Annotated in this window: 13 protein-coding genes; 5 read left to right on the top strand and 8 right to left on the bottom strand. The window is 69.2% G+C overall.

The features are described 5' to 3' along the window. Window positions 1-5 precede the first annotated feature (5 nt). Genes BM041_RS27160 through BM041_RS27145 form a run of 4 tightly spaced genes read right to left on the bottom strand, consistent with a single transcriptional unit; the run spans window position 6 to window position 3,502 of the window. A complete protein-coding gene (locus tag BM041_RS27160; protein ID WP_092963060.1) occupies window positions 6-839 on the bottom strand; it encodes an ABC transporter permease in 834 nt (277 codons plus the stop codon). Then, window positions 839-1,639, bottom strand: a complete 801-nt coding sequence (locus tag BM041_RS27155; RefSeq protein WP_092963059.1) for an ABC transporter permease — start codon at window positions 1,637-1,639, stop codon at window positions 839-841. The genes BM041_RS27160 and BM041_RS27155 overlap by 1 nt, the downstream gene beginning before the upstream one ends. Continuing rightward, complete coding sequence (locus tag BM041_RS27150; protein ID WP_092963058.1) at window positions 1,639-2,658, bottom strand: ABC transporter substrate-binding protein; 1,020 nt, start codon at window positions 2,656-2,658, stop codon at window positions 1,639-1,641. Before BM041_RS27150 ends, BM041_RS27155 begins: the two co-directional genes overlap by 1 nt. Before the next feature lie 13 nt (window positions 2,659-2,671). After that, window positions 2,672-3,502, bottom strand: a complete 831-nt coding sequence (locus BM041_RS27145; RefSeq protein ID WP_217648858.1) for an ABC transporter ATP-binding protein — start codon at window positions 3,500-3,502, stop codon at window positions 2,672-2,674. Between the two features lie 252 nt (window positions 3,503-3,754). On the opposite strand from BM041_RS27145, the gene BM041_RS27140 reads away from it, so the two are divergent. From BM041_RS27140 to BM041_RS27120, 5 genes are all read left to right on the top strand, one after another. Next, a complete protein-coding gene (locus BM041_RS27140; protein ID WP_092963057.1) occupies window positions 3,755-4,924 on the top strand; it encodes a mandelate racemase/muconate lactonizing enzyme family protein in 1,170 nt (389 codons plus the stop codon). A 161-nt stretch (window positions 4,925-5,085) separates the two neighbouring features. Beyond that, on the top strand, window positions 5,086-6,969 hold the full coding sequence (locus BM041_RS27135; protein ID WP_245762287.1) for an ABC transporter substrate-binding protein: 1,884 nt from the start codon (window positions 5,086-5,088) through the stop codon (window positions 6,967-6,969). 45 nt (window positions 6,970-7,014) lie between these two features. Beyond that, window positions 7,015-8,001 carry an ABC transporter permease gene (locus BM041_RS27130; protein WP_092963055.1) on the top strand — a complete coding sequence of 329 codons (987 nt, stop codon included), beginning with the start codon at window positions 7,015-7,017 and terminating at the stop codon, window positions 7,999-8,001. A 1-nt stretch (window position 8,002) separates the two neighbouring features. Beyond that, on the top strand, window positions 8,003-9,145 hold the full coding sequence (locus tag BM041_RS27125; protein WP_092963054.1) for an ABC transporter permease: 1,143 nt from the start codon (window positions 8,003-8,005) through the stop codon (window positions 9,143-9,145). After that, complete coding sequence (locus tag BM041_RS27120; RefSeq protein WP_092963053.1) at window positions 9,142-10,857, top strand: ABC transporter ATP-binding protein; 1,716 nt, start codon at window positions 9,142-9,144, stop codon at window positions 10,855-10,857. Before BM041_RS27125 ends, BM041_RS27120 begins: the two co-directional genes overlap by 4 nt. Window positions 10,858-10,860: 3 nt before the next feature. Here BM041_RS27120 and BM041_RS27115 read toward each other — a convergent pair whose 3' ends face one another. The 4 genes from BM041_RS27115 to BM041_RS27100 are packed head-to-tail and all read right to left on the bottom strand — an operon-like array spanning window position 10,861 to window position 19,892. Further along, window positions 10,861-13,953, bottom strand: coding sequence for an efflux RND transporter permease subunit (locus tag BM041_RS27115; RefSeq protein ID WP_092963052.1), 3,093 nt, complete (start codon window positions 13,951-13,953; stop codon window positions 10,861-10,863). 3 nt (window positions 13,954-13,956) lie between these two features. Then, window positions 13,957-17,070 carry an efflux RND transporter permease subunit gene (locus tag BM041_RS27110; RefSeq protein ID WP_092963051.1) on the bottom strand — a complete coding sequence of 1,038 codons (3,114 nt, stop codon included), beginning with the start codon at window positions 17,068-17,070 and terminating at the stop codon, window positions 13,957-13,959. Between the two features lie 12 nt (window positions 17,071-17,082). Further along, a complete protein-coding gene (locus tag BM041_RS27105; protein WP_175534196.1) occupies window positions 17,083-18,450 on the bottom strand; it encodes an efflux RND transporter periplasmic adaptor subunit in 1,368 nt (455 codons plus the stop codon). Then, window positions 18,447-19,892, bottom strand: a complete 1,446-nt coding sequence (locus tag BM041_RS27100) for an efflux transporter outer membrane subunit (protein ID WP_092963049.1) — start codon at window positions 19,890-19,892, stop codon at window positions 18,447-18,449. The genes BM041_RS27105 and BM041_RS27100 overlap by 4 nt, the downstream gene beginning before the upstream one ends. Between the last annotated feature and the right edge of the window lie 27 nt (window positions 19,893-19,919).

The following is a 19,919-nucleotide window of genomic DNA, read 5'->3' as shown; positions in this document are numbered from 1 at the left end:
CGGTTTCAGGCGGTAGCCGGGCGTTCGCGTCGCCACGGCATGGCAAGCCGTTCCGCGAGGCAGACCAGGCCATAGACGCAGAGGCTGGCCGCGGTGCAGAGCAGCACGGCGCACCACACCTCCGTCATCCGGTACTGGGAACTGGCGAAGACGATGACGTAGCCAAGCCCGGTGGTGGAGGCGACCCATTCCGCGACGACGGAGGCGACGAAGCAGCCGCAGGCGGAAAGGCGCAGCGCATTGAAGACGAAGGGCAGGGCGGCCGGCAGCCGCACCATCAGCAGCCGCTGCTTCCAGTCGGCAGACAGCGTGTGCAGCAGCTCCGCCACCTGGTCATCCGCGCTGGACAGGCCGCGCATGGCATTCACCAGCATCGGGAAGAAGACGAGGAAGGAGGCGATGAAGAGCTTCGGCTCCACCCCGTTGCCGAGCCACAGCAGCAGCGCCGGCGCGACGGCCACGATCGGCACCGCCTGCGCCATCATCGCCAGCGGCAGCGCCGTGAGGCGCCCGAGGCGGAGATGCACGAAGACGACGGCCAGCGCGAAGCCCATCGTATTGCCCAGCACGAAGCCGCCGAGGGCGGCCATCGATGTCCAGCCGAGATGCGTGAACAGCCGCGGCGCGGCGGCCACGAAGGTCGCCGCCACGTCGCTCGGCGCCGGCAGGATGAGGGGCGAGACGAAGCCGGCTCGTGTCACGCCCTCCCACACCACCAGGATCGTCAGGAACAGCAGCGCCGCGGGGCCGACCTGCCGAAGCAGCCGCGCCAGCGCATCGAGCCCGGGCAGGCGCAACACCGGGAGCGCGGGCGCGCGGACGGAAAGATCCGATGGCATCAGGCCATGCCCTCCCCACGCGCGGTCCAGCGGCCCAGCAGCCGTTCCGCCAGCATCACGCAGCCCAGCGTCGCGAGCGTGAGGCCGGAGGCGACGATGATGGCGGACCACATCATCGCCAGCTTGAAGTATTCGCCGGAGATGACGATGAGGTAGCCGAGCCCCGCACTCGCCCCCACCCATTCGCCCGTGATCGCAACGATGAAGGCGATGGAGGCGCCGATCTTGAGCGAGGTGAAGAGGTAGGGCAGCGCCGCCGGCAGTTCCACGATCAGCAGCCGCTGCAGACGATCTGCGGAGAGCGAGTGCAGCAGCTCATGGTATTCGACATCGGCCGATTCCAGCCCGCGCACCATGGTGATGAGGGTCGGGAAATAGACGGCGATGGAGACGACGGTGACGATGGGCACCAGGCCGCGATCCAGCATCAGCACCAGGATCGGCGTGATCGCCACCATCGGCATCCCCCGCGTCACCAGCGCCAGCGGCATGACGCAGCGCTTGAAGGCGGGAAACCAGCCCATCAGCACCGCCACCACCACGCCGACGCTGTTGCCGATGGCGAAGCCCAGCAGGGCTTCCGTCGCGGTCAGCTTGCCGTGGCGCCATAGCGGTTCGTTGTTCGTCAGGATTTCCGTCAGCACGGCGGCGGGCTTTGGCAGAAGGTAGGCGGCGATCACGCCCGTTTCCGTCAGCACGCCCCAGGCCAGCAACAGCGCCGCCAGACCGAGCGCCGGCGGCACGACCCGTTCAACCCCGCGCCACGCCATGGCGCCGCCATCAGCCATGCTGAGGGACATCAGATCCTCGGCATGCCGGCGCGTTCCAGGATCTCGGTCGAGAGCATGGCATCGGTGTCGATCACCGTGCTGGTCACGCCGGAAAGCTGGAGGTTCGTCGCCGTCTCCCGGTAGATGGCGGGGTCCACCCACATCAGGCCGCGCTCCGCCGTCAGGGCGCTGCGCATGTGGTCCGCCTGGCCGCGCGCCAGGAAGACCTGCTGGTCGAGGTCGAGGCCATCGATGAATTTCTGGTCGATGATCCACTTCGCCGCCGCGGCGGGGTCCTTGAAGTATTCCTGCCAGGCCTTGGCCTCGGCGCGGAGGTAGCGGACCAGGACATCGCGCTTCGCCGGATCGGCGAAGACGCGTTCCTGCGTGAAGTAGGAATTGGTCTGCGCGTTCATCCCGTATTGCGCCAGCGGCATCAGGTTCACCGGCACGCCCGCCATCTCGATGCTGCGGGGTTCGTTGAAGGCGAAGGTGGTGATCATGGCGTGGACGCGGCCGGAGATGATGGTCGCCACATCCGTCCGCCCGATCGGCGTCACCGTCACCTGGTCCGGCCGCAGCCCGTTCTTGCGCATGAAGAGTTCAAAGAAGGTCTGGGCGGGGATCTTCACGGCGATGGGCCGGCCCGGCAGCTGGGACGGGTTGGTGATGCCGCTGTCGCGGCGAGCCGTCATGCAGACGGGGCTGCGCTGGTATTGCGCGGCGAAGATCTTGAACTTCTCGCCGCGTCCGGCGCCGGCGATGATCTGTTCCGGCCCGACGATGCCGATATCCGCCCGACCCGCGGCCACCATCTGCACCTGGTCCACGCCGGTGCTGGCCGGCACCGCATTCACCGTCAGCCCCTCCGCCGCGAAGAACCCGGCGCGGACGGCGTAGAGCGCGCCGAACATCTCCACATTCGGCGCATAGCCCAGCGCCACGGTCAGCCGCGACGGGCTCTGTGCGGAAGCGATGCGGAAGGATGGCAGCGCCAATGTCGCGGACCCCGCCAGCAGCAGGCGGCGCGTGGGCGTGAAGTGGATCATCGCGTGCGGCTCCTCAGGCGAAGGCGGGTTGGCGAATGGGCTGGCGCGTTACGCCGGGATCGCCATGCAAGGCGTGGCGCAGTTCGGCTTCATAGGCGGCGAAAGCAGGATCATCGCGCATCGCATCGGTGCGGTGATGGCCGAACCCGATCTCCAGCTGGTGCACGATCCGACCGGGCCGCGGCGACATCACGGCGACGACGTCGGACAGGATGATCGCTTCCGCGATGGAATGCGTCACCAGCAGCAGCGTCGCGGAGGTCTCCTCCAGGATGCGCAGCAGCTCGAAATTCAGGCTGGCGCGCGTCAGCTCATCCAGCGCGCCGAAGGGTTCGTCCATCAGCAGGAAGCGCGGGCGGAGCGTCAGGGCGCGGGCGATGGCGGCGCGCTGGCGCATGCCGCCGGAAAGTTCATGCGGATAGGCGCGCTCGAAGCCGCGCAGCCCCACCAGCTCGATCGCCTCCTCGGCGCGCTTGCGGCGTTCCGCCTTGTCGGCGCGCGCGACTTCTAGGCCGAGTTCGACATTCTCCAGCATCCGCCGCCAGGGCAGCAGGACGGATTGCTGGGAGACGAGGGCAAAGCCGCGCGTGGCCCGCGCCTCGGCCGGCGTCATGCCGCTGAGCATCGCGCTGCCGCCGCTGGGCTGCACGATGTCGGCCAGGATGCGGAGCAGCGTGGATTTCCCGCAGCCGGAGGCACCGATCAACGAGGCCCAGCCACCTTCCGGGATGGTCAGCGAACAGGCGGAGAGGGCCTGCGTCACCTCCCGCCCGCGGCGATAGGTCATTGAGAGGTCGCGGATATCGATGCCACCGCGCGGCGGCGTATCCTGCAGTCTCGCCAAGCATCGCCTCCTCAAGCCCGCGCATGGCGGGCCATCCAGTCGTTGCGTTCGGCGTGGCTGGCGTGATGGGTGGCGGTTCTGCCCCGGGGGGCGTCCGCTTTCCCTTTCCTCGGCGGGAAGGCTTTCATGCGCGGCGCGGCGCGGTCAAGCGCCGGATGGGCGACGGCGTGTTGCCCATCCGGCAACGGCACCCCCTCGCCAGGCGCGACGCCCGATGCCTAGACTGCGCGCGGGACAGGGAGGAACCGCGCCATGCGGATCGCGCGACTGCGCAGCTTCATGAGCCGCGACGGCGACAGGCCGCGGGTGATCGTGGCCCTCGACACGGAATGCGGGATCACCGGCTGGGGCGAATGCTACAACCACGGTCCGGACCGCGCCTTGCCGCCGCTGCTCGACTACCTCACGGACATGATCCTCGGCGAGGATCCGCGCCGGGTCGAATACCTCACGCTCAAGCTGGTGCAGCAGGCGCGCTTCCCGCCTGGTGCGCTGGGCCTGGCCGCGATCGCCGCCATCGACCAGTGCCTGTGGGACATCGCCGCGAAGGCGCTCGGCGTGCCGGTCTACCAGATTCTCGGCGGCGCCATGCGCGATCGCGTGCGGGTCTACCAGGGCATCTACACCGCGCCCGATCCCGCCATCGCGCGCGACCGCGTGCAGGAACTGAACGACCGCTTCGGCCTTACGGCCTTCAAGCTCAGCCCCTATCGCGTCGACCTGCACGCGATGCGTTGGGGAGAGGTGGTGCGGGAGGCCGGCGACTATTTCCGCCGGCTGCGGGAGGTCGCGCCGGGCCATTTCGACTTCGCCTTCGACGCCCATGCCAAGATCTTCGAACCCTGGCAGGCCGTGCAACTCGGCAATGCGCTGGCCCCCTACGATCCCCTGTTCTTCGAGGAACCGATCCGCCCGGAACATTTCCCCGCCTGGGGCGAATTGAAGTCCCGCCTCAACTGCCCGCTGGCCACGGGTGAATCCCTCTACAGCCGCTATGAATTCCTGGCGCTGCTTCATGCGCGGGGCGTGGACATCATCCAGCCCGATGTCTGCGTCGTCGGTGGCGTGGGGGAAATGCGGCGCATCTGGACGCTGGCGGAGGCGCATTACGTCACGCTCGCGCCGCACAACCCGATGGGGCCGCTGGCGACGGCGGTGAACCTGCACCTCTGCCTTGTCGCGCCCAACTTCAAGATTCTTGAATACCGCCTGCCGCCCGGCGTCGATACCGTGCGGAAGGATGGCGAAACGGGCAGCTATGTGCTCGATCCCTACCTGCCGGTGGATGGCCATCTGATGCCTCGTCCGGATCGCCCGGGCTGGGGGGTGGAGATGGATGAGGCGTATCTCGCGACGGACCGCTATGTGCGGTGGGAACGGAAGATGCCGCGCAAGCCGGACGGGTCCTGGGGCTACCCCTAGCAGGGTTGCGAAGACGCAACCTCGCCGCCATCGATCGTGCTTGCCGCTCTTCCTGGCGCATGCAAGCCTTGCCGCATCCGGGGCAACACCGGGCGGAGGAGGCTGCGGCCATGAAGGATCAAGGGGTGGGGCGTCGCGCCCTGTTGCAAGGGGCGGCCGGCATGGCCGTTGCGCTGCCCGCCGGTGCGGCGCTGGCCCAGGCGGCGGCAAGGGAAGCGCCGGATGTCGCGGCGGCCGTCCAGCAGGGCCGCCTGCCGCCGCTGGAACAGCGTGTCGGCAGCGCGCCCATGGTGGTCACGCCCAATGAGCCCAATGGCCGCTACGGCGGCACGCTGCGCCGCGGCCTGCGCGGCGGGTCCGACCACAACGGCATCCTGCGCCTGATCGGCAACCAGGGGCTGACGCGCTGGAACATGGAATTCACGGACGTCCTGCCCTGCGTCGCCCAGCGCTGGGAAGTCTCGGCCGATTCGAAGGAATTCATCTTCCATCTCCGGCCCGGCATGCGCTGGTCGGATGGCGCGCCCTTCACGGCGGATGACATCCTCTTCGCCATCAACGACTGCATCCTGAACACGGAACTCTACCGGTCCCCGCCCACGATGTGGGTGATCGATGGCCAGCCCGTGAAGTGCGAGAAGCTGAGCGACACCGCGGTGAAGTTCACCTTCGCCGGCCCCTATGGCCTGTTCCTGCAGCAGATGGCGACGCCGCTCGGCCAGCATCCCACGCTGTTCGCGAAACACTACTGCGGCCGCTTCCACCCGAAATACAATGCGGACCTCGCCGCCACGCTGCGGCAGGCGAATGTGTCGGACTGGGCGCAGCTGTTCCGCCAGCGCTGCGGCGACATCGAGATTCCCTCCCGCTGGGGCAATGCGGAAAAGCCGACGCTCGATCCCTGGGTGGTGGAGGAACCCTACCAGGGCGGTGCCACGCGCGTGACGATGCGGCGCAATCCCTTCTTCTGGCAGGTGGACACCAGCGGCCGCCAGCTTCCCTACATCGACCGGCTGAACTTCCAGGTCTACCAGGACGTGGAAAGCCTGATGCTGGACGTGATCGGCGGGCGGCTCGATCTCCAGGAACGCCATATCGACGTGCTGGCGAACAAGCCGGTGGTCGCGCAGAACATGCAGCGCGGCAACTACCGCATGTTCGACACGATCAATGCCGGCTCCACCAGCATGACGATCTATCCCAACATCACCCACAAGGATCCGAAGATCCGGGAGATGCTGGGCAACAAGGATTTCCGCCAGGCGCTCTCGCTGGGCATCAACCGCGCGGAGATCGTGGACATCGTCTATCTCGGCCAGTCGGAGCCCTGGCAGATCGGTCCGCGGCCCACGCATCCCTGGTACCATGAGAAGCTGTCGCGGCAATTCACCGAGCATAATGTGCGGGAGGCGAACCGCATCCTGGACCGCCTCGGCTACAACCGCCGTGACAGCCAGCGCTTCCGCCTGCGGCCGGATGGCCAGCGGGTCTTCTTCGCGATCGACGTCATCACCGCGCTCTACCCCGACAACAATGACGCGCTGGAACTCATCAAGCGCCATTGGACGGAAATCGGGATCGACGTGAAGATCAACACGATCGACCGCTCCCTCTACTACACCCGCGGTGACAACAACGACCACGACATCGCCGTCTGGCCGGGGCCGGGTGGGCTGGAGCCGATGCTGGACCCGCGGGACTTCTTCGCCATGCACACGCAGGGCACGCGCTACGCCGTCCCCTGGGCGATGTGGTACGCCAGCGGCGGGCGGGACGGGCAGGAACCGCCGGAGCACCAGAAGGAACGCATGCGGCTGTATGACCAGGCGCGTTCCACCGCGGATACGCGGCGGCAGGGCGAGTTGATGAAGCGCGTCTTCGACATCTGCGCCGAGCAGTTCGAATGCATCGGCGTGAACCTGGCGCCCAACCTGTTCGGCGTGGCGCAGAACCGGCTGCGTGGCGTGCCGGCCAGCATGCCCTACAGCTGGTCCTGGCCGCATCCCGGGCCGTCCCTGCCGCAGCAATTCTTCTTCACCTCGTAAGGGAAGGGAGCGGGGCCGGCGCGCAGCCGGCCCCGCATCATCCGCATGCTGGCCTATATCTTCCGCCGCCTGGTCTGGATGGTGCCGTCGCTCGTGGCGGTCAGCTTCCTGGCGTTCTTCCTGATCCAGTTGCCGCCGGGCGACTACGTCACGACCTATGTCGCGACGCTCGCGGCCTCCAACGAGATCGTGGACCAGCGCACGGCGCAGGAGTTGCGCGAACGCTTCGGGCTGGAGCAGCCCTTCATCGTGCAGTACTGGAAGTGGATCACCGGCATCCTGCTGCGCGGCGATTTCGGCCTGTCCTTCGAATGGCAGCAGCCTGTCTCTGGCCTCATCTGGGAACGCATGGGGCTGACGCTGCTGCTCACGTCCTCGACGCTCGCGATGACCTGGGCGATCGCGCTGCCCATCGGCGTGCTCTCCGCCGTGCGGCAATACAGCGTGGTGGACTATTTTTTCACCTTCATCGCCTTCCTCGGCCTGGCGATCCCCGGCTTCCTGCTGGCGCTGGTCCTGATGTACGTCGCCGTCGTGCATTTCGGGCAGGATGTCGGCGGGCTGTTCAGCGAGGAATACCAGACCGCGCCCTGGTCCTTTGACAAGTTCGTCGATCTTCTCGCCCATCTCTGGGTGCCGGTCGTGATCCTGGCGGTGAACGGCACGGCGGGGCTGGTGCGCGTGATGCGCGCCAACATGCTGGATGAGCTGCACCGCCCCTATGTCACGACGGCGCGGGCCAAGGGCCTGTCGGAGATCCGGCTGCTCATCAAGTATCCCGTGCGGCTGGCGATCAATCCGCTGATCTCGACCATCGGCTGGATGCTGCCGCAGCTCATCTCCGGCGCCACCATCGTGGCCGTGGTCATGTCGCTGCCGATCGCGGGGCCGCTGCTGCTGCAGGCGCTGCTGAGCCAGGACATGTACCTGGCCGGCGCCTTCCTGCTGCTGATGTGCACGCTGACCCTGGTGGGCATGCTGCTGTCGGACATCCTGCTGGCGCTGGTCGATCCGCGCATCCGGTACGATTGAGATGAACGCGATCCAGCCCGGCGCCGCAGCGCCCACCGAGCCGCATGCCATCGACCGCACCGCGGCCGCGTCCCAGTGGCGGCTGATGTGGTGGAATTTCCGCCGGCACAAGCTGGCCATGGCGGGCGGCATCATCGTGCTGCTGCTCTATGTCGTGGCGCTGGTGCCGGATTTCCTGGCGACCACCGATCCGGGCAAGCAGAACGCCCGCGCCGTCTTCCACCCGCCCCAGATGATCCGGCTGATCGAGACGACGGAGGATGGCTGGCGCATCCGCCCGCATGTCCAGGCGATGCGCCTGACGCGCGACCGCGTGACGCTGGCCCCGACCTTCACGCCCGATCCCAGCCGCAAGATCTATCTGGGCTTCTTCGTCGAGGGCTACGAATACGAACTGCTCGGCCTGTTCACCACCAGCATCCACCTGTTCGGGCCGGAGAACCCGCGCGAGAGCGTCTTCCTGTTCGGCGCTGATCGCCTGGGACGCGATGTCTACAGCCGCATGATGAAGGCGGCGCAGACCTCGCTGTTCATCGGCCTCATCGGCGTCTTCCTCTCCCTCGTCATCGGGCTGATCCTCGGCGGCATCTCCGGCTATTACGGCGGGCGCACGGATTTCGTGATCCAGCGGGTGATCGAGTTCGTCCTGTCCCTGCCGACCATCCCGATCTGGCTGGCGCTGGGCGCCGCGCTGCCGCAGGGCTGGCCGCCGGAACGCATCTACCTCTGCATCACCATCATCCTGTCGCTGGTGGGCTGGGCGCAGCTGGCGCGGGTGGTGCGCGGGCGCTTCCTGTCGCTGCGGACGGAGGATTTCGTCACCGCCGCGCGGCTGGATGGCGCGTCGGAGAAGCGGATCATCTTCCGCCACATGCTGCCCTCTTTCGCCTCGCACATCATCGCCTCCATCACGCTGGCCATTCCCGCGATGATCCTGGCGGAGACGGCGCTCTCCTTCCTCGGCCTCGGCTTGCAGCCGCCGGTGATTTCCTGGGGCGTGCTGCTGCGGGAAGCGCAGAACATCCGCTCCATCGCCACGGCACCGTGGTTGTTCGCACCGGGCGGCGCGGTGGTGGTCGCGGTGCTGGCGCTGAACTTCCTCGGCGATGGACTGCGCGACGCGGCGGACCCCTACCAGAAATGACCGACACCGCCCCCGTGCTGGAGGTCCGCGACCTCCACGTCTCCTTCCCCACGCGTACCGGCGTGGTGCGCGCCGTGGATGGCGTCTCCTTCTCCCTGGCGCGGGGCCTCACCACCTGCGTCGTCGGCGAAAGCGGCTCCGGCAAATCCGTCACCGCGCGCTCCATCCTCCAGATCGTCGATACCCCTGGCCGCATCACCGGCGGGCAGATCCTGTTCCATCGGAAGGATGGATCGACCCTCGACCTCGCCGCCATGGATCCGCGCGGCCGCGCGATCCGCGACCTGCGCGGCGACGAGATCGCGATGATCTTCCAGGAGCCCATGTCCTCCCTCTCCCCAGTCCACAAGGTGGGCGACCAGGTGGGGGAGGCGGTTCGCCTGCATCTCGGCCTGTCCCGCCGGCAGGCGCGAGAGCGTGCGATCGACTTGCTGGCGTCGGTGGAAATCCCCGACCCCCATCGCGCGGTGGACCGCTACACCTTCGAATTCTCCGGCGGCATGCGCCAGCGCGTGATGATCGCCATGGCGCTGGCCTGCGATCCCGCCGTGCTGATCGCGGACGAGCCCACCACGGCGCTGGACGTGACCACGCAGGCGGAGATCCTGGACCTCATCGGCCGGCTGCAGCAGCAGCGCGGCATGACGGTGATGTTCATCACGCATGACATGGGCGTGGTGGCGGAAATCGCGCACGACGTCGTCGTCATGGAACGCGGCAAGGTGCGGGAAAGCGGGCCTGTGCGCAGCCTCTTCGCCTCGCCGCGCGATGCCTATACGCGCATGCTGCTGGGCAACGTCACGAAGCTGGAACGCCCCTCCGACATCCGGCTGAAGCGCGTGGAACCCCCGGTGCCCCCGCCGCCGATCTTGCGGATCGAGAACCTGTCGATGGTCTTCCCCATCGTGAAGGGGATCATGCGCAGGAAGGTCGGGGAGGTCCGCGCCGTCGATGGCGTGACCCTCGAAGTCCGCCCGGGCGAAACGCTCGGCATCGTCGGCGAAAGCGGGTCCGGCAAGACCTCCCTCGGCCGCTGCATCCTGCGCGTCACGGACCCCACGGGCGGCGCCATCCACTACCGGCGTGAGGACGGGACGGAGATCGACTTGGCGAAGGCCGAGGGCGAGGCGCTGCGCGCCGCGCGGCGCGAGATCCGCATGGTCTTCCAGGACCCCTTCGCCAGCCTCAACCCCCGCATGACGGTCGCGCAGATCGTCGGCGAACCGCTGCTGGTCAACGGCCTGGCCCGCGGGGCCGAGTTGCGCGACCGCGTCTCCGCCTTGCTGGAGCGCGTCGGCATCGAGCCCGGCTGGGCGGAGCGCTACCCGCACGCTTTCTCCGGCGGCCAGCGCCAGCGCATCTGCATCGCCCGTGCGCTGGCCCTCAAGCCGCGCGTGATCGTGGCGGATGAGGCGACGGCGGCGCTCGATGTCTCGCTCCGCGCGCGGATGCTGGACCTGCTGCTGGACCTGCAGGATGAACTCAACCTCGCCTATGTCTTCATCAGCCACGACATCAGCGTCATCCGCTACATGTGCGACCGCGTGGCGGTGATGCATCGCGGCAAGGTGGTGGAGACCGGGGAGGCGACGCAGGTCTGCGACAACCCGACGCACGCCTACACCAAGGCGCTGCTCTCCGCCGTGCCGCGGCCGGATCCGGAGGCGCGGCGCATCCACCTCCGCCACCGCTATGTGGCGGCGGCGGAGTAGCGGTCAGGCCCGCGCCGTCAGCGCCGGGAGTTTCGTGCGCCTGGCGCCGGCCAGGCGCTCCAGGCCGAGATAGACGGCCGGCGTGGTGTAGAGCGTCAGCAGCTGGGAGACGATCAGCCCGCCGATGATGGTGATGCCGAGCGGCTGGCGAAGCTCCGCCCCCGGGCCGGTGGCCAGCGCCAGCGGCAACGCGCCGAACAGCGCGGCGAGCGTCGTCATCAGGATGGGGCGGAAGCGTTCGCGGCAGGCTTCCAGGATGGCGACCATGCCGCCCTCGCCGCCGTCCCGTTCATGCTCCAGCGCGAAATCCACCATCATGATGGCGTTCTTCTTCACGATGCCCATCAGCAGGATCACGCCGATCAGCGCGATGATGGTGAAGGGGGTGTTCGTCGCCAGCAGGGCCAGCAGCGCGCCGACGCCCGCGGTCGGCAGGGTGGAGATGATGGTCAGCGGGTGGATCAGGCTTTCGTAGAGCACGCCGAGCACGATGTAGATCGCGACCAGCGCGGCCAGGATCAGCAGGGGCAGGCCGCTCTGGAAGTTCTGGAAGGCGCGGGCATTGCCGGCGAATTCGCCGCGGATGCTGCCCGGCATCTGGATGTCCAGCACCGCGCGCTCCACCAGCGCCGCCGCCTGGCCGAGTGTCGCGCCCTCGCCGAGGTTGAAGCTGATGGTGGCGGCGGGGAACAGCCCCTGATGGGTGATGGAGCGTGGCGCGACGGTGCGTTCCAGCCGCACCAGCGACCCCAGCGGCACCGGCCCCGCGCTGCCCGGCACGAAGATGCGGGCCAGGCTGTCCGGGCTTTCCGTCAGCACCGGATCGACTTCCAGGATGACGCGATACTGGTTGCGCGCGCGGTAGATGGTGGAGACCTGGCGCTGCGCGAAGGCGTTGTTCAGCGCCCCACCCAGCGCGGAGACGGAGACGCCGAGCCGCGCCGCCGCATCGCGATCGATGACGAGGCGGGAGACGAGGCCGGTGCGCTGCTGGTCGGAGGAGACATCCGCGACCTGCGGAATGGTGCGCAATTGCTGCACCAGCCGTTCGCTCCAGATGCCCAGTTCCTCGAGGTCCGGCGTCAGCAGCACATACTGGTAGGAGCCGCTGGTCGATCGCCCGCCGATGTTGATGTCCTGCACGGGGCGCATGAAGGTCTGCAGCCCGACGATTCGGGCCAGCGGCGCGCGCAGCCGCGCGATCACGCCATCCGCATTCAGCCCGCCGCGGTCCTCCTTCGGCTTCAGCGCGACCTGGATGCGGATGTTGCTGGAACTGCCGAAGAAGCCGCCGCCGCCGACGGAAGCGGATGCGCTCTCCACCGCCGGATCGGCGCGCAGCACTTCCATCAGCCGTTGCTGGTAGACCACCATCTGCTGGAAGGAGGTATCGGGCTGCGCCTGCGCCGATCCCTGCAGCAGGTTCGAATCCTGCGTCGGGATGAAGCCCTTGGGCACGACGGTGTAGAGCCACACCGTCAGCACGACCAGGCCGATGTTGAACAGCCAGGTCAGCACCCGGAAGCGCAGCACGACCACGAGGCTCCGCATGTAGCCGCGGATGATCCAGTCCAGCGTCGCCTCGATGGCTCGGCCGATCCGCCCCTCCGGCTTCGGCTCCGCACGCGCCAGGTGGGCGGCCATCATCGGCGTGACGGTCAGCGACACGATGGCGGAGATGGCGACGGCGATGGACAGCGTCGCGGCGAATTCGCGGAACATGCGGCCCACGATCCCGCCCATGAACAGCAGCGGGATGAAGACCGCGATCAGCGACAGGCTCATCGACACCACGGTGAAGCCGATCTGCCGCGCGCCTTCGAGCGCCGCCTTCATCGGCCGCATGCCGCGTTCCTGCATCCGCGCCATGTTCTCGATCATCACGATGGCATCGTCCACGACGAAGCCGACCGAGATGGTGAGCGCCATGAGGGAGAGGTTGTTCAGCGAATACCCCACCATCCACATCACGCCGAGCGTGCCGAGCAGCGACAGCGGCACCGCGATGCCGGCGGCGAACAGGGCGGAGGGCTTGCGCAGGAACACCGCCACCACCAGCACCACCAGGACGATGCTGATGATCAGCGTGTGCTGCACTTCCGCGACGCTCGCGCGGATGGTCTCCGACCGGTCGCGCATGATCGTCACGTCGACGCCGGCGGGCATCCAGCGCTTCAGGTCGGGCAGCAGCGCGCGGATGCCGTCCACCACCTCCAGCACATTGGCATCGGCCTGCTTGAAGATGGTCAGGATCACCGCGGGCTGGCCGTTGAAGGAACCGGATTGCCGGCGGTCCCGCGCGCCCTGCTCGACGCGCGCGATGGAATCCAGCCGCACCATCGCGCCATTCGCCTGGCGCACGATGATGGCGCCGAATTCCGCGGCTTCCTGCAAGCGGTCATTCACGCTGATGGCGGCGGATTGGTAGGGCCCTTCCAGCATGCCCGTGGCCTGGGTGACATTCGCCGCCGTGATCGCGGTGCGGATCTGGTCGAGCGAGACGCCCGCCGCCGTCGCGGCCGCGGGATCCACCGCGACGCGGATCGCCGGCTGTTCGGCGCCCGCGATGTTCACCTGCGCCGTGCCATCCACCTGCGACAGCCGCGGCACCACCACGCTGTCCGCCGCGTCATACAGCTGACCCGGGGTCAGCGTGCTGGATGTCAGGGCCAGGATCAGCACCGGCGCGTCGCCCGGGTTCAGCTTGCGGAAGGTGGGCGTGTTGGTCAGGCCGGATGGCAGGTCCGACATCGCCGCATTGATCGCCGCCTGCACGTCCCGCGCGGCGGAGGCGATGGGCCGGCTGAGGTCGAACTGCACGATGACGGTCGCGCTGCCGAGGCTGGAGGTGGAGGTCAACTCCGTCACGCCGGGGATCTCGCCCAGCCTGCGTTCCAGCGGCGCGGCGACGGAGGACGCCATGATGGCGGGATCGGCGCCGGGCTGGCTGGCGCTGACGGCGATGGTCGGGAAATCCACGCGCGGCAGCGGCGCGACGGGCAGGTTGAAATAGGCGACGAGCCCCGCGAGCGCGAGGCCGATGGCCATCAGCGTCGTGCCGATGGGCCGCGCGATGAAGGGGGCGGAGATCGACACGCGCTATTCCGCCGCCGCCGGCGCCGCGCCCCGGAAGCGTCGCCCGACCCAGGCGCGCAGATCCTCCAGCGCCAGGTAGATGACGGGGGTGGTGTAGAGCGTGATGACCTGGCTCAGCAGCAGCCCGCCGATGACGGAGACGCCGAGCGGCAGCCGAAGCTCCGACCCCGCGCCATGCCCCAGCACCAGCGGCACGGCGCCCAGCAGGGCGGCCATGGTCGTCATCATGATGGGCCGGAAGCGCAGCAGGCAGGCCTCCCGGATCGCGTCGCGCGGCGACATGCCGTGGTCCCGCTGCGCCTCCAGCGCGAAGTCGATCATCATGATCGCGTTCTTCTTCACGATGCCCATCAGCAGCACGATGCCGATCAGCCCGAGCACCGAGAGGTCCAGCCCGAACATCATCAGCCCCAGCAGCGCGCCGATGCCGGCGGAGGGCAGAGTGGAGAGGATGGTGATGGGGTGGACGACGCTTTCGTAGAGCACGCCCAGCACGATGTAGATGACGATGACGGCGGCCAGGATCAGCCAACCCTGCCCGGCGAGCGACCGGTCGAATTCCGCCGCATCGCCGCCGAAGCTGCCCTGCATGGTGTCCGGCATGCCGAGCCGCGCCTGCATCGCGCGGATGGCGGTGACGGCCTGGCCGAGCGAGGCGTCGTGGGCCAGGTTGAAGCTGAAGGTCACGGCGGGGAACTGGTCCTGCCGCGTGATGGTCAGCGGCCCGCTGCGGCGGGTGATGGTCGCGATCTCCGCCAGCGGAATCTGCGCCGCGATGCCGTTCGTCACCGTCCCGGGCACGCGCAGCATCCCGATGGCGGCGGGGTCGTTCATCTGGCGCGGATCGGCTTCCAGCACCACGCGATACTGGTTCGCCTGGCCGTAGATTGTGGAGATCTGCCGCTGGCCGAGCGCGTCATACAGCGCGTCATCCACCGCCTGCATCGTGACGCCAAGCCGCGCGGCGCGGGCACGGTCCACCTGCACCTGGATGCGCAGCCCATCCTCCCGCTGGTCGCTCGCCACATCCCTCAGCTGCGGCAGGCCGCGCAGCCCCTCCAGCAGCCGCGGCGCCCAGGCGCGCAGCTCATCCGCCGCGGTGTCGGTCAGCGTGTACTGGTATTGCGTGCTGGAAGGCCGCGTGCCGATCTGGATGTCCTGCACGGGCTGGAGATAGGCCACCACGCCGGGAATCGCCGCGATCTGAGGCGACAGCCGCGCCATCACGGCGGAGACATCGTCGCTGCGTTCCGACCGCGGCCGCAGCACGGCCACGACGCGGCCGGTATTCTGCGCCGCATTCACCGTGCCGGCGCCGGCGACGGAGGCGACGGAGACGACCTCCGCATCCCGCGCCACCACCTCCGCCACCTGGCGCTGCAGGTCGGACATGCGGGCGAAGGAGACGTCCTGCGGCGCCTCCGTCGTGATGGCGATGATCCCGGTATCCTGCAGCGGCAGGAAGCCCTTCGGCATCACGACATACAGCCACACCGTGCCGCCCAGCGTCGCCACCGCGACGGCCAGCATCAGCCCCTCCCGCGCCAGGGCCCAGTCGAGCGTTCGGGCATAGAGGCGGCGGAGCCATTCGAAGCCAGCCTCGAAGGCGCGGTTGACGATGCCGGGCTTCTCCTCCGCCTGCGGCCGCAGCAGCAGGCCGCACATCATCGGCGTCAGCGTCAGCGACACGATCATGGAGACGATGACGGAGATGGTCAGCACGATGGCAAATTCGCGGAACAGCCGCCCCACCACCCCATCCATAAACAGCAGCGGGATGAACACCGCCACCAGCGACACGGTGAGGGAGACGATGGTGAAGCCGATCTGCTTCGCCCCCTCGAAGGCCGCATCCAGGGGTTTCTTGCCGCCCTCGATCAGGCGGACGATATTCTCGATCATGACGATCGCATCATCCACGACGAAGCCCGTCGCGATGGTCAGCGCCATGAGGGAGAGGTTGTCGAGCGAATAGCCACACAGCGCCATCACGCCGAAGGTGCCGATGATGGACAGCGGCAGCGCCACGCCCGGCACCAGCGTCGCCCGGCCGCTGCGCAGGAACAGGTAGATCACCGCGACCACCAGCACCACCGACAGCACCAGGGTGAACTGCACCTCCTCCACGGAGGCACGGATGGTCTCCGTCCGGTCGGAGACGATGGAAAGCTGCACGCCGGCGGGCAGCGCGCGTTCCAGATTGGCCAGCTGCGCGCGAACCAGTTCGACGGTACGGACGATATTGGCACCGGGCTGGCGCTGCACGTCGATCAGCACGGCGGGCTGGCCATTGTACCAGGCGGCGGTCAGCGTGTTCTCCAGATCCTCCACCGCCGCGCCCACGTCGCGCAGCCGCACCGGCGCCTCGTCCCGCCAGGCGATGATGAGGTCGTTGAAGGCGGCGGGCGTCGAGATCTGGTCATTCGCCATGATGGCGGAGGCCTGCTGCGGCCCGTCGATCGATCCCTTCGGCCCCGCGACATTCGCGGCCGCGACGGCGGTGCGCACCGTGGACATGCCGATGCCATAGGCCGCCAGCCGCTGCGGATCGACCTGCAGCCGCACCGCCGGCCGCATGTTGCCCTGCACCGCCACGCGCCCCACGCCCGTCACCTGCGACAGCCGCTGCGCCAGCAGCGTGTCCACCACGTCGGACAGCCGGGCCGTCGGCAAGGTGGCCGACGTCAGCGCCAGCGTCATGATCGGCGGATCGGCCGGGTTCACCTTCTGGTAGGTCGGCGGATAGGGAAGGTTGGAGGGCAGGGTACCGCGCGCCGCGTTGATGGCGGATTGCACATCCTGCGCGGCATCGTCGATGTCGCGCCCCAGGTTGAACTGCAAGGTGATGCGGGACACGGAGGGCCCGCTGACGGACACCATCTCCGCCAGCCCCGCGATCTGCGCCAATTGCCGTTCCAGCGACGCCGTCACCAGCACGGCCACGGTATCGGGGGAGGCACCGGGCAGCTGCGTCGTCACCTGGATGGTCGGGAAATCGACCTCCGGCAGGGAGGATACCGGCAGGCGCAGATAGCCGTAGAGCCCCGCGAGCAGCACCGCGACGGCCAGCAGGAAGGTCGCGATGGGCCGCGCGATGAAGGGGGAGGAGATGCTCATGCCCGCCCCCGCTCAGGGCCGCGCGGGCCGGGCGGGGGCCTCGGCGGGGGGCGTCGCGGGAGCGGGCGCGGCGGGCGGCGGCGGCCGGCGGCGCGCTTGCGGCACGGAAGGCGGCGGCCGCACCGGTTCCGCCACCTGCACCAGGCTGCCATTCACCAGCCGCAGCGCGCCGGATGTCACCGCGCGTTCGCCGACGCGCATCCCCGCCAGCACCACCGCCTGGCTGCCCGCGATGGTGCCAAGCGTGATGTTCCGCTGCTCCACCGTGTTGTCGTCCCGCACCACGAAGGCGTAGGGCCCTTGCGGCCCGCGCTGCACGGCGACCAGCGGCAGCACCGTGACGCCCCGCAGCACCGCCACCTGGATGCGCGTGTTGGCGAAGGCGCCGGGCCAGAGGCGCTGGTCCTCATTCGGGAAGGTGGCCTTCAGCCGGATCGTGCCCGTCGCCTGGTCCACCTGGTTGTCGATGGTGACCAGCTGCCCGATGGGGTTCGGCGGCTGGGCCGTGCCATCGAGGCGCGGCGGCGCATTCTCCGCCAGCCGCGCTTCCACCGGCACCGGCCCGGCAGCCAGCGCCTGCATCACCTGCGGCAGGGTCTGCTGCGGCAGGGTGAAATTCACCGTGATGGGCCGAAGCTGCGTCACCACCACGATCCCCGTCGTGGTGCTGCTGGAGACGAGGTTGCCGAGGTCCACCTGCCGCAGGCCGACGCGGCCTTCGATCGGCGACCGGATCGTGGCGAAATCCAGCTGCGTCCGGGCGCTGTCGATGGTCGCCTGGTCGAACTGCACCTGCGCTTCCAGCTGTGCCACCTGGGCGCGCTGCGTATCGACGATCTGCTGGGAGGTGCCGTTGCTGCGGAGCAGCTGCTGGTAGCGGTTCAAATCAAGCCGCGCATTGGCCAGTTGCGCCTCCCGCTGCGCCTTGGTGGCGACGGCCTGGTCCAGCGAGGCCTGGAGGCTGCGCGGATCGATCCGCACCAGCACATCGCCGGCCTTCACCTCCTGCCCCTCCCGGAAGGCAATTTCCGTGATGCGGCCGGAGACCTGGGGGACGACGGTGATGGTGTTGGACGCCTGCACGGTGCCGAGCGCGTCGAGCAGGATCGGCAGGTCCTCTACGCTGGCGGCGGCGGCCGTCACGGGGATGGCCGGCGCCTGCCCGCCGCCGCGCCTGACGCCGGGTTGGCCGGGCGGGGGCGGCGCCTGCACCGCGGGCGCGAAGGGGGGCAGCCCCGCCTGCCAGGCGTAGATGGCGCCGCCGCCGCCGATCGCGACCAGCCCTGCCAGCAGCCAGGGCCAGCGCCGCCGCCGGGTTGCGACGGGCGTGGCCAGCTTCGTCTCCGCGGGAAGCGGCGCGGCCTTGGGGACGTCGTTCATGGGCTCGGGCTGCCTCCGGTGGAGGTTTCGTCGACACGCCATCCGCCGCCGAGGGCGGTGAACAAGGCGCTGGCGGCCAGCAGGCGGTTGGTCTGCGCCTGGGCCAGGGCCGTGCGGGCGGAGAAGAGGCTGGTCTGCACGTTCAGCACCGTCAGCAGGTCCACCGTGCCGGCGCGCAGCTGCGCCTCCGCGATGTCATAGGCGCGCTGCGCGGCATCGACGCGGATTCGTTGCAATTCGACAAGCTCCGTTGTCCAGCGCAATGCCGAGAGGCTGGCCTCCGTATCCTCCAGCGCCGCCAGGATGGCGCGCTGGTAATCCGCCAGCAGCTCCTCCCGCCTCGCGCGGAACTGGTCCACCTGGGCGCGCAGCGCGCCGCCATCGAAGATGGGCGCGGTCAGCCCGGCAGCGAGGCTATACAGGGTCGATCCCGGCCGCAGCAGCAGGTCCAGCGCCGTGGCGCTGACGCCGCCGCGGCCCGTCAGCGCGATGGTCGGGAACAGCGCCGCCCGCGCCGCGGCCATGTTGGCGTTGGCGGTCGCCAAATTGGCCTCCGCCAGCTGCACATCGGGGCGGCGGGCCAGGACTTCGGAGGGCAGGCCCGCCGGCACCGAAGGCACGCGGATGGCGCCGATGCGCAGCGCATCCACCACCATCTCCCCGGGAATGGTCCCGGTCAGCGTGCCCAGCGCCAGCGCGTTCTGTTCCGCGGATTGCTGGAGCGGCGGGATGGCGGCGCGCTGCTGCGCCACCACCGTCTCCTGCTGCGCGACGTCGAGGCCCGTCGCCGTCCCGGCCGTCACGCGGCTGCGCAGGATGCCGAGGTTGCGGGTCGCGACCTCCAGGTTCCCGCGCTGGATCTCCAGCTGTTCCCGCGCGCCGACCACGCTGAACAGCGCCGTGGCGACGGCCGATTGGGTGGACAGGGCCGTGACGCCGACGGCGTAGCGCGCCGCCTGGGCGCTGGATCGCGCGGCGTCCAGCGCCGCCTGGTTGCGGCCCCAGAAATCGACCTCGTAGCTGGCGGAGAGGGTGGCGCCGAAGCTGTTGGCGCCACGGCCGGGGGTGCCGGGGTTGCGGCTGCCGGACCGGGACCGCCCGCCGGACAGATCCCCGTCCAGCGCCGGCAGCAGGGAAGCGCCGCTGATCCGCACCTGCGCATCCGCCTGCCGCACCCTGGCATTCGCGGCCGCGAGGTCGAGGTTGCCGGCCATGGCGGTGCGCATCAGCGCATCCAGCGGCGGCGCCCCGAAGGCCCGCCACCAATCCGCATCCGGCCATTGCATCGCCACCGGCCCCGCTTCCGCCGGCGCGCCCCGGCTGAACAGCGCGGGCAGGCGGAGGCCGGAGGAAGCGGGCTCGATCCGCGGCGCGCAGCCGGCGGCGAGGGCCAGGGAGGCCAGGGCGAGGCGGCGGCTGGTGGGCGGCAGGGGGGCTGTCATCTCGCCCCCACGATACGCGTCTTTGCG

It is taken from the genome of Falsiroseomonas stagni DSM 19981, from assembly GCF_900114315.1.
Taxonomy (GTDB): Bacteria; Pseudomonadota; Alphaproteobacteria; order Acetobacterales; family Acetobacteraceae; genus Falsiroseomonas; species Falsiroseomonas stagni.
This window is presented reverse-complemented; position numbering and strand designations above follow the sequence as displayed.

Bases quoted from the DNA above. Each gene is read 5' to 3' on its own strand.
- BM041_RS27160 (WP_092963060.1), bottom strand. From the start codon at position 839: ATGCCATCGGATCTTTCCGTCCGCGCGCCCGCGCTCCCGGTGTTGCGC.
- BM041_RS27155 (WP_092963059.1), bottom strand. From the start codon at position 1,639: ATGTCCCTCAGCATGGCTGATGGCGGCGCCATGGCGTGGCGCGGGGTT.
- BM041_RS27150 (WP_092963058.1), bottom strand. From the start codon at position 2,658: ATGATCCACTTCACGCCCACGCGCCGCCTGCTGCTGGCGGGGTCCGCG.
- BM041_RS27140 (WP_092963057.1), top strand. From the start codon at position 3,755: ATGCGGATCGCGCGACTGCGCAGCTTCATGAGCCGCGACGGCGACAGG.
- BM041_RS27135 (WP_245762287.1), top strand. From the start codon at position 5,086: ATGGCCGTTGCGCTGCCCGCCGGTGCGGCGCTGGCCCAGGCGGCGGCA.
- BM041_RS27130 (WP_092963055.1), top strand. From the start codon at position 7,015: ATGCTGGCCTATATCTTCCGCCGCCTGGTCTGGATGGTGCCGTCGCTC.
- BM041_RS27125 (WP_092963054.1), top strand. From the start codon at position 8,003: ATGAACGCGATCCAGCCCGGCGCCGCAGCGCCCACCGAGCCGCATGCC.
- BM041_RS27120 (WP_092963053.1), top strand. From the start codon at position 9,142: ATGACCGACACCGCCCCCGTGCTGGAGGTCCGCGACCTCCACGTCTCC.
- BM041_RS27110 (WP_092963051.1), bottom strand. From the start codon at position 17,070: ATGAGCATCTCCTCCCCCTTCATCGCGCGGCCCATCGCGACCTTCCTG.
- BM041_RS27105 (WP_175534196.1), bottom strand. From the start codon at position 18,450: ATGAACGACGTCCCCAAGGCCGCGCCGCTTCCCGCGGAGACGAAGCTG.
- BM041_RS27100 (WP_092963049.1), bottom strand. From the start codon at position 19,892: ATGACAGCCCCCCTGCCGCCCACCAGCCGCCGCCTCGCCCTGGCCTCC.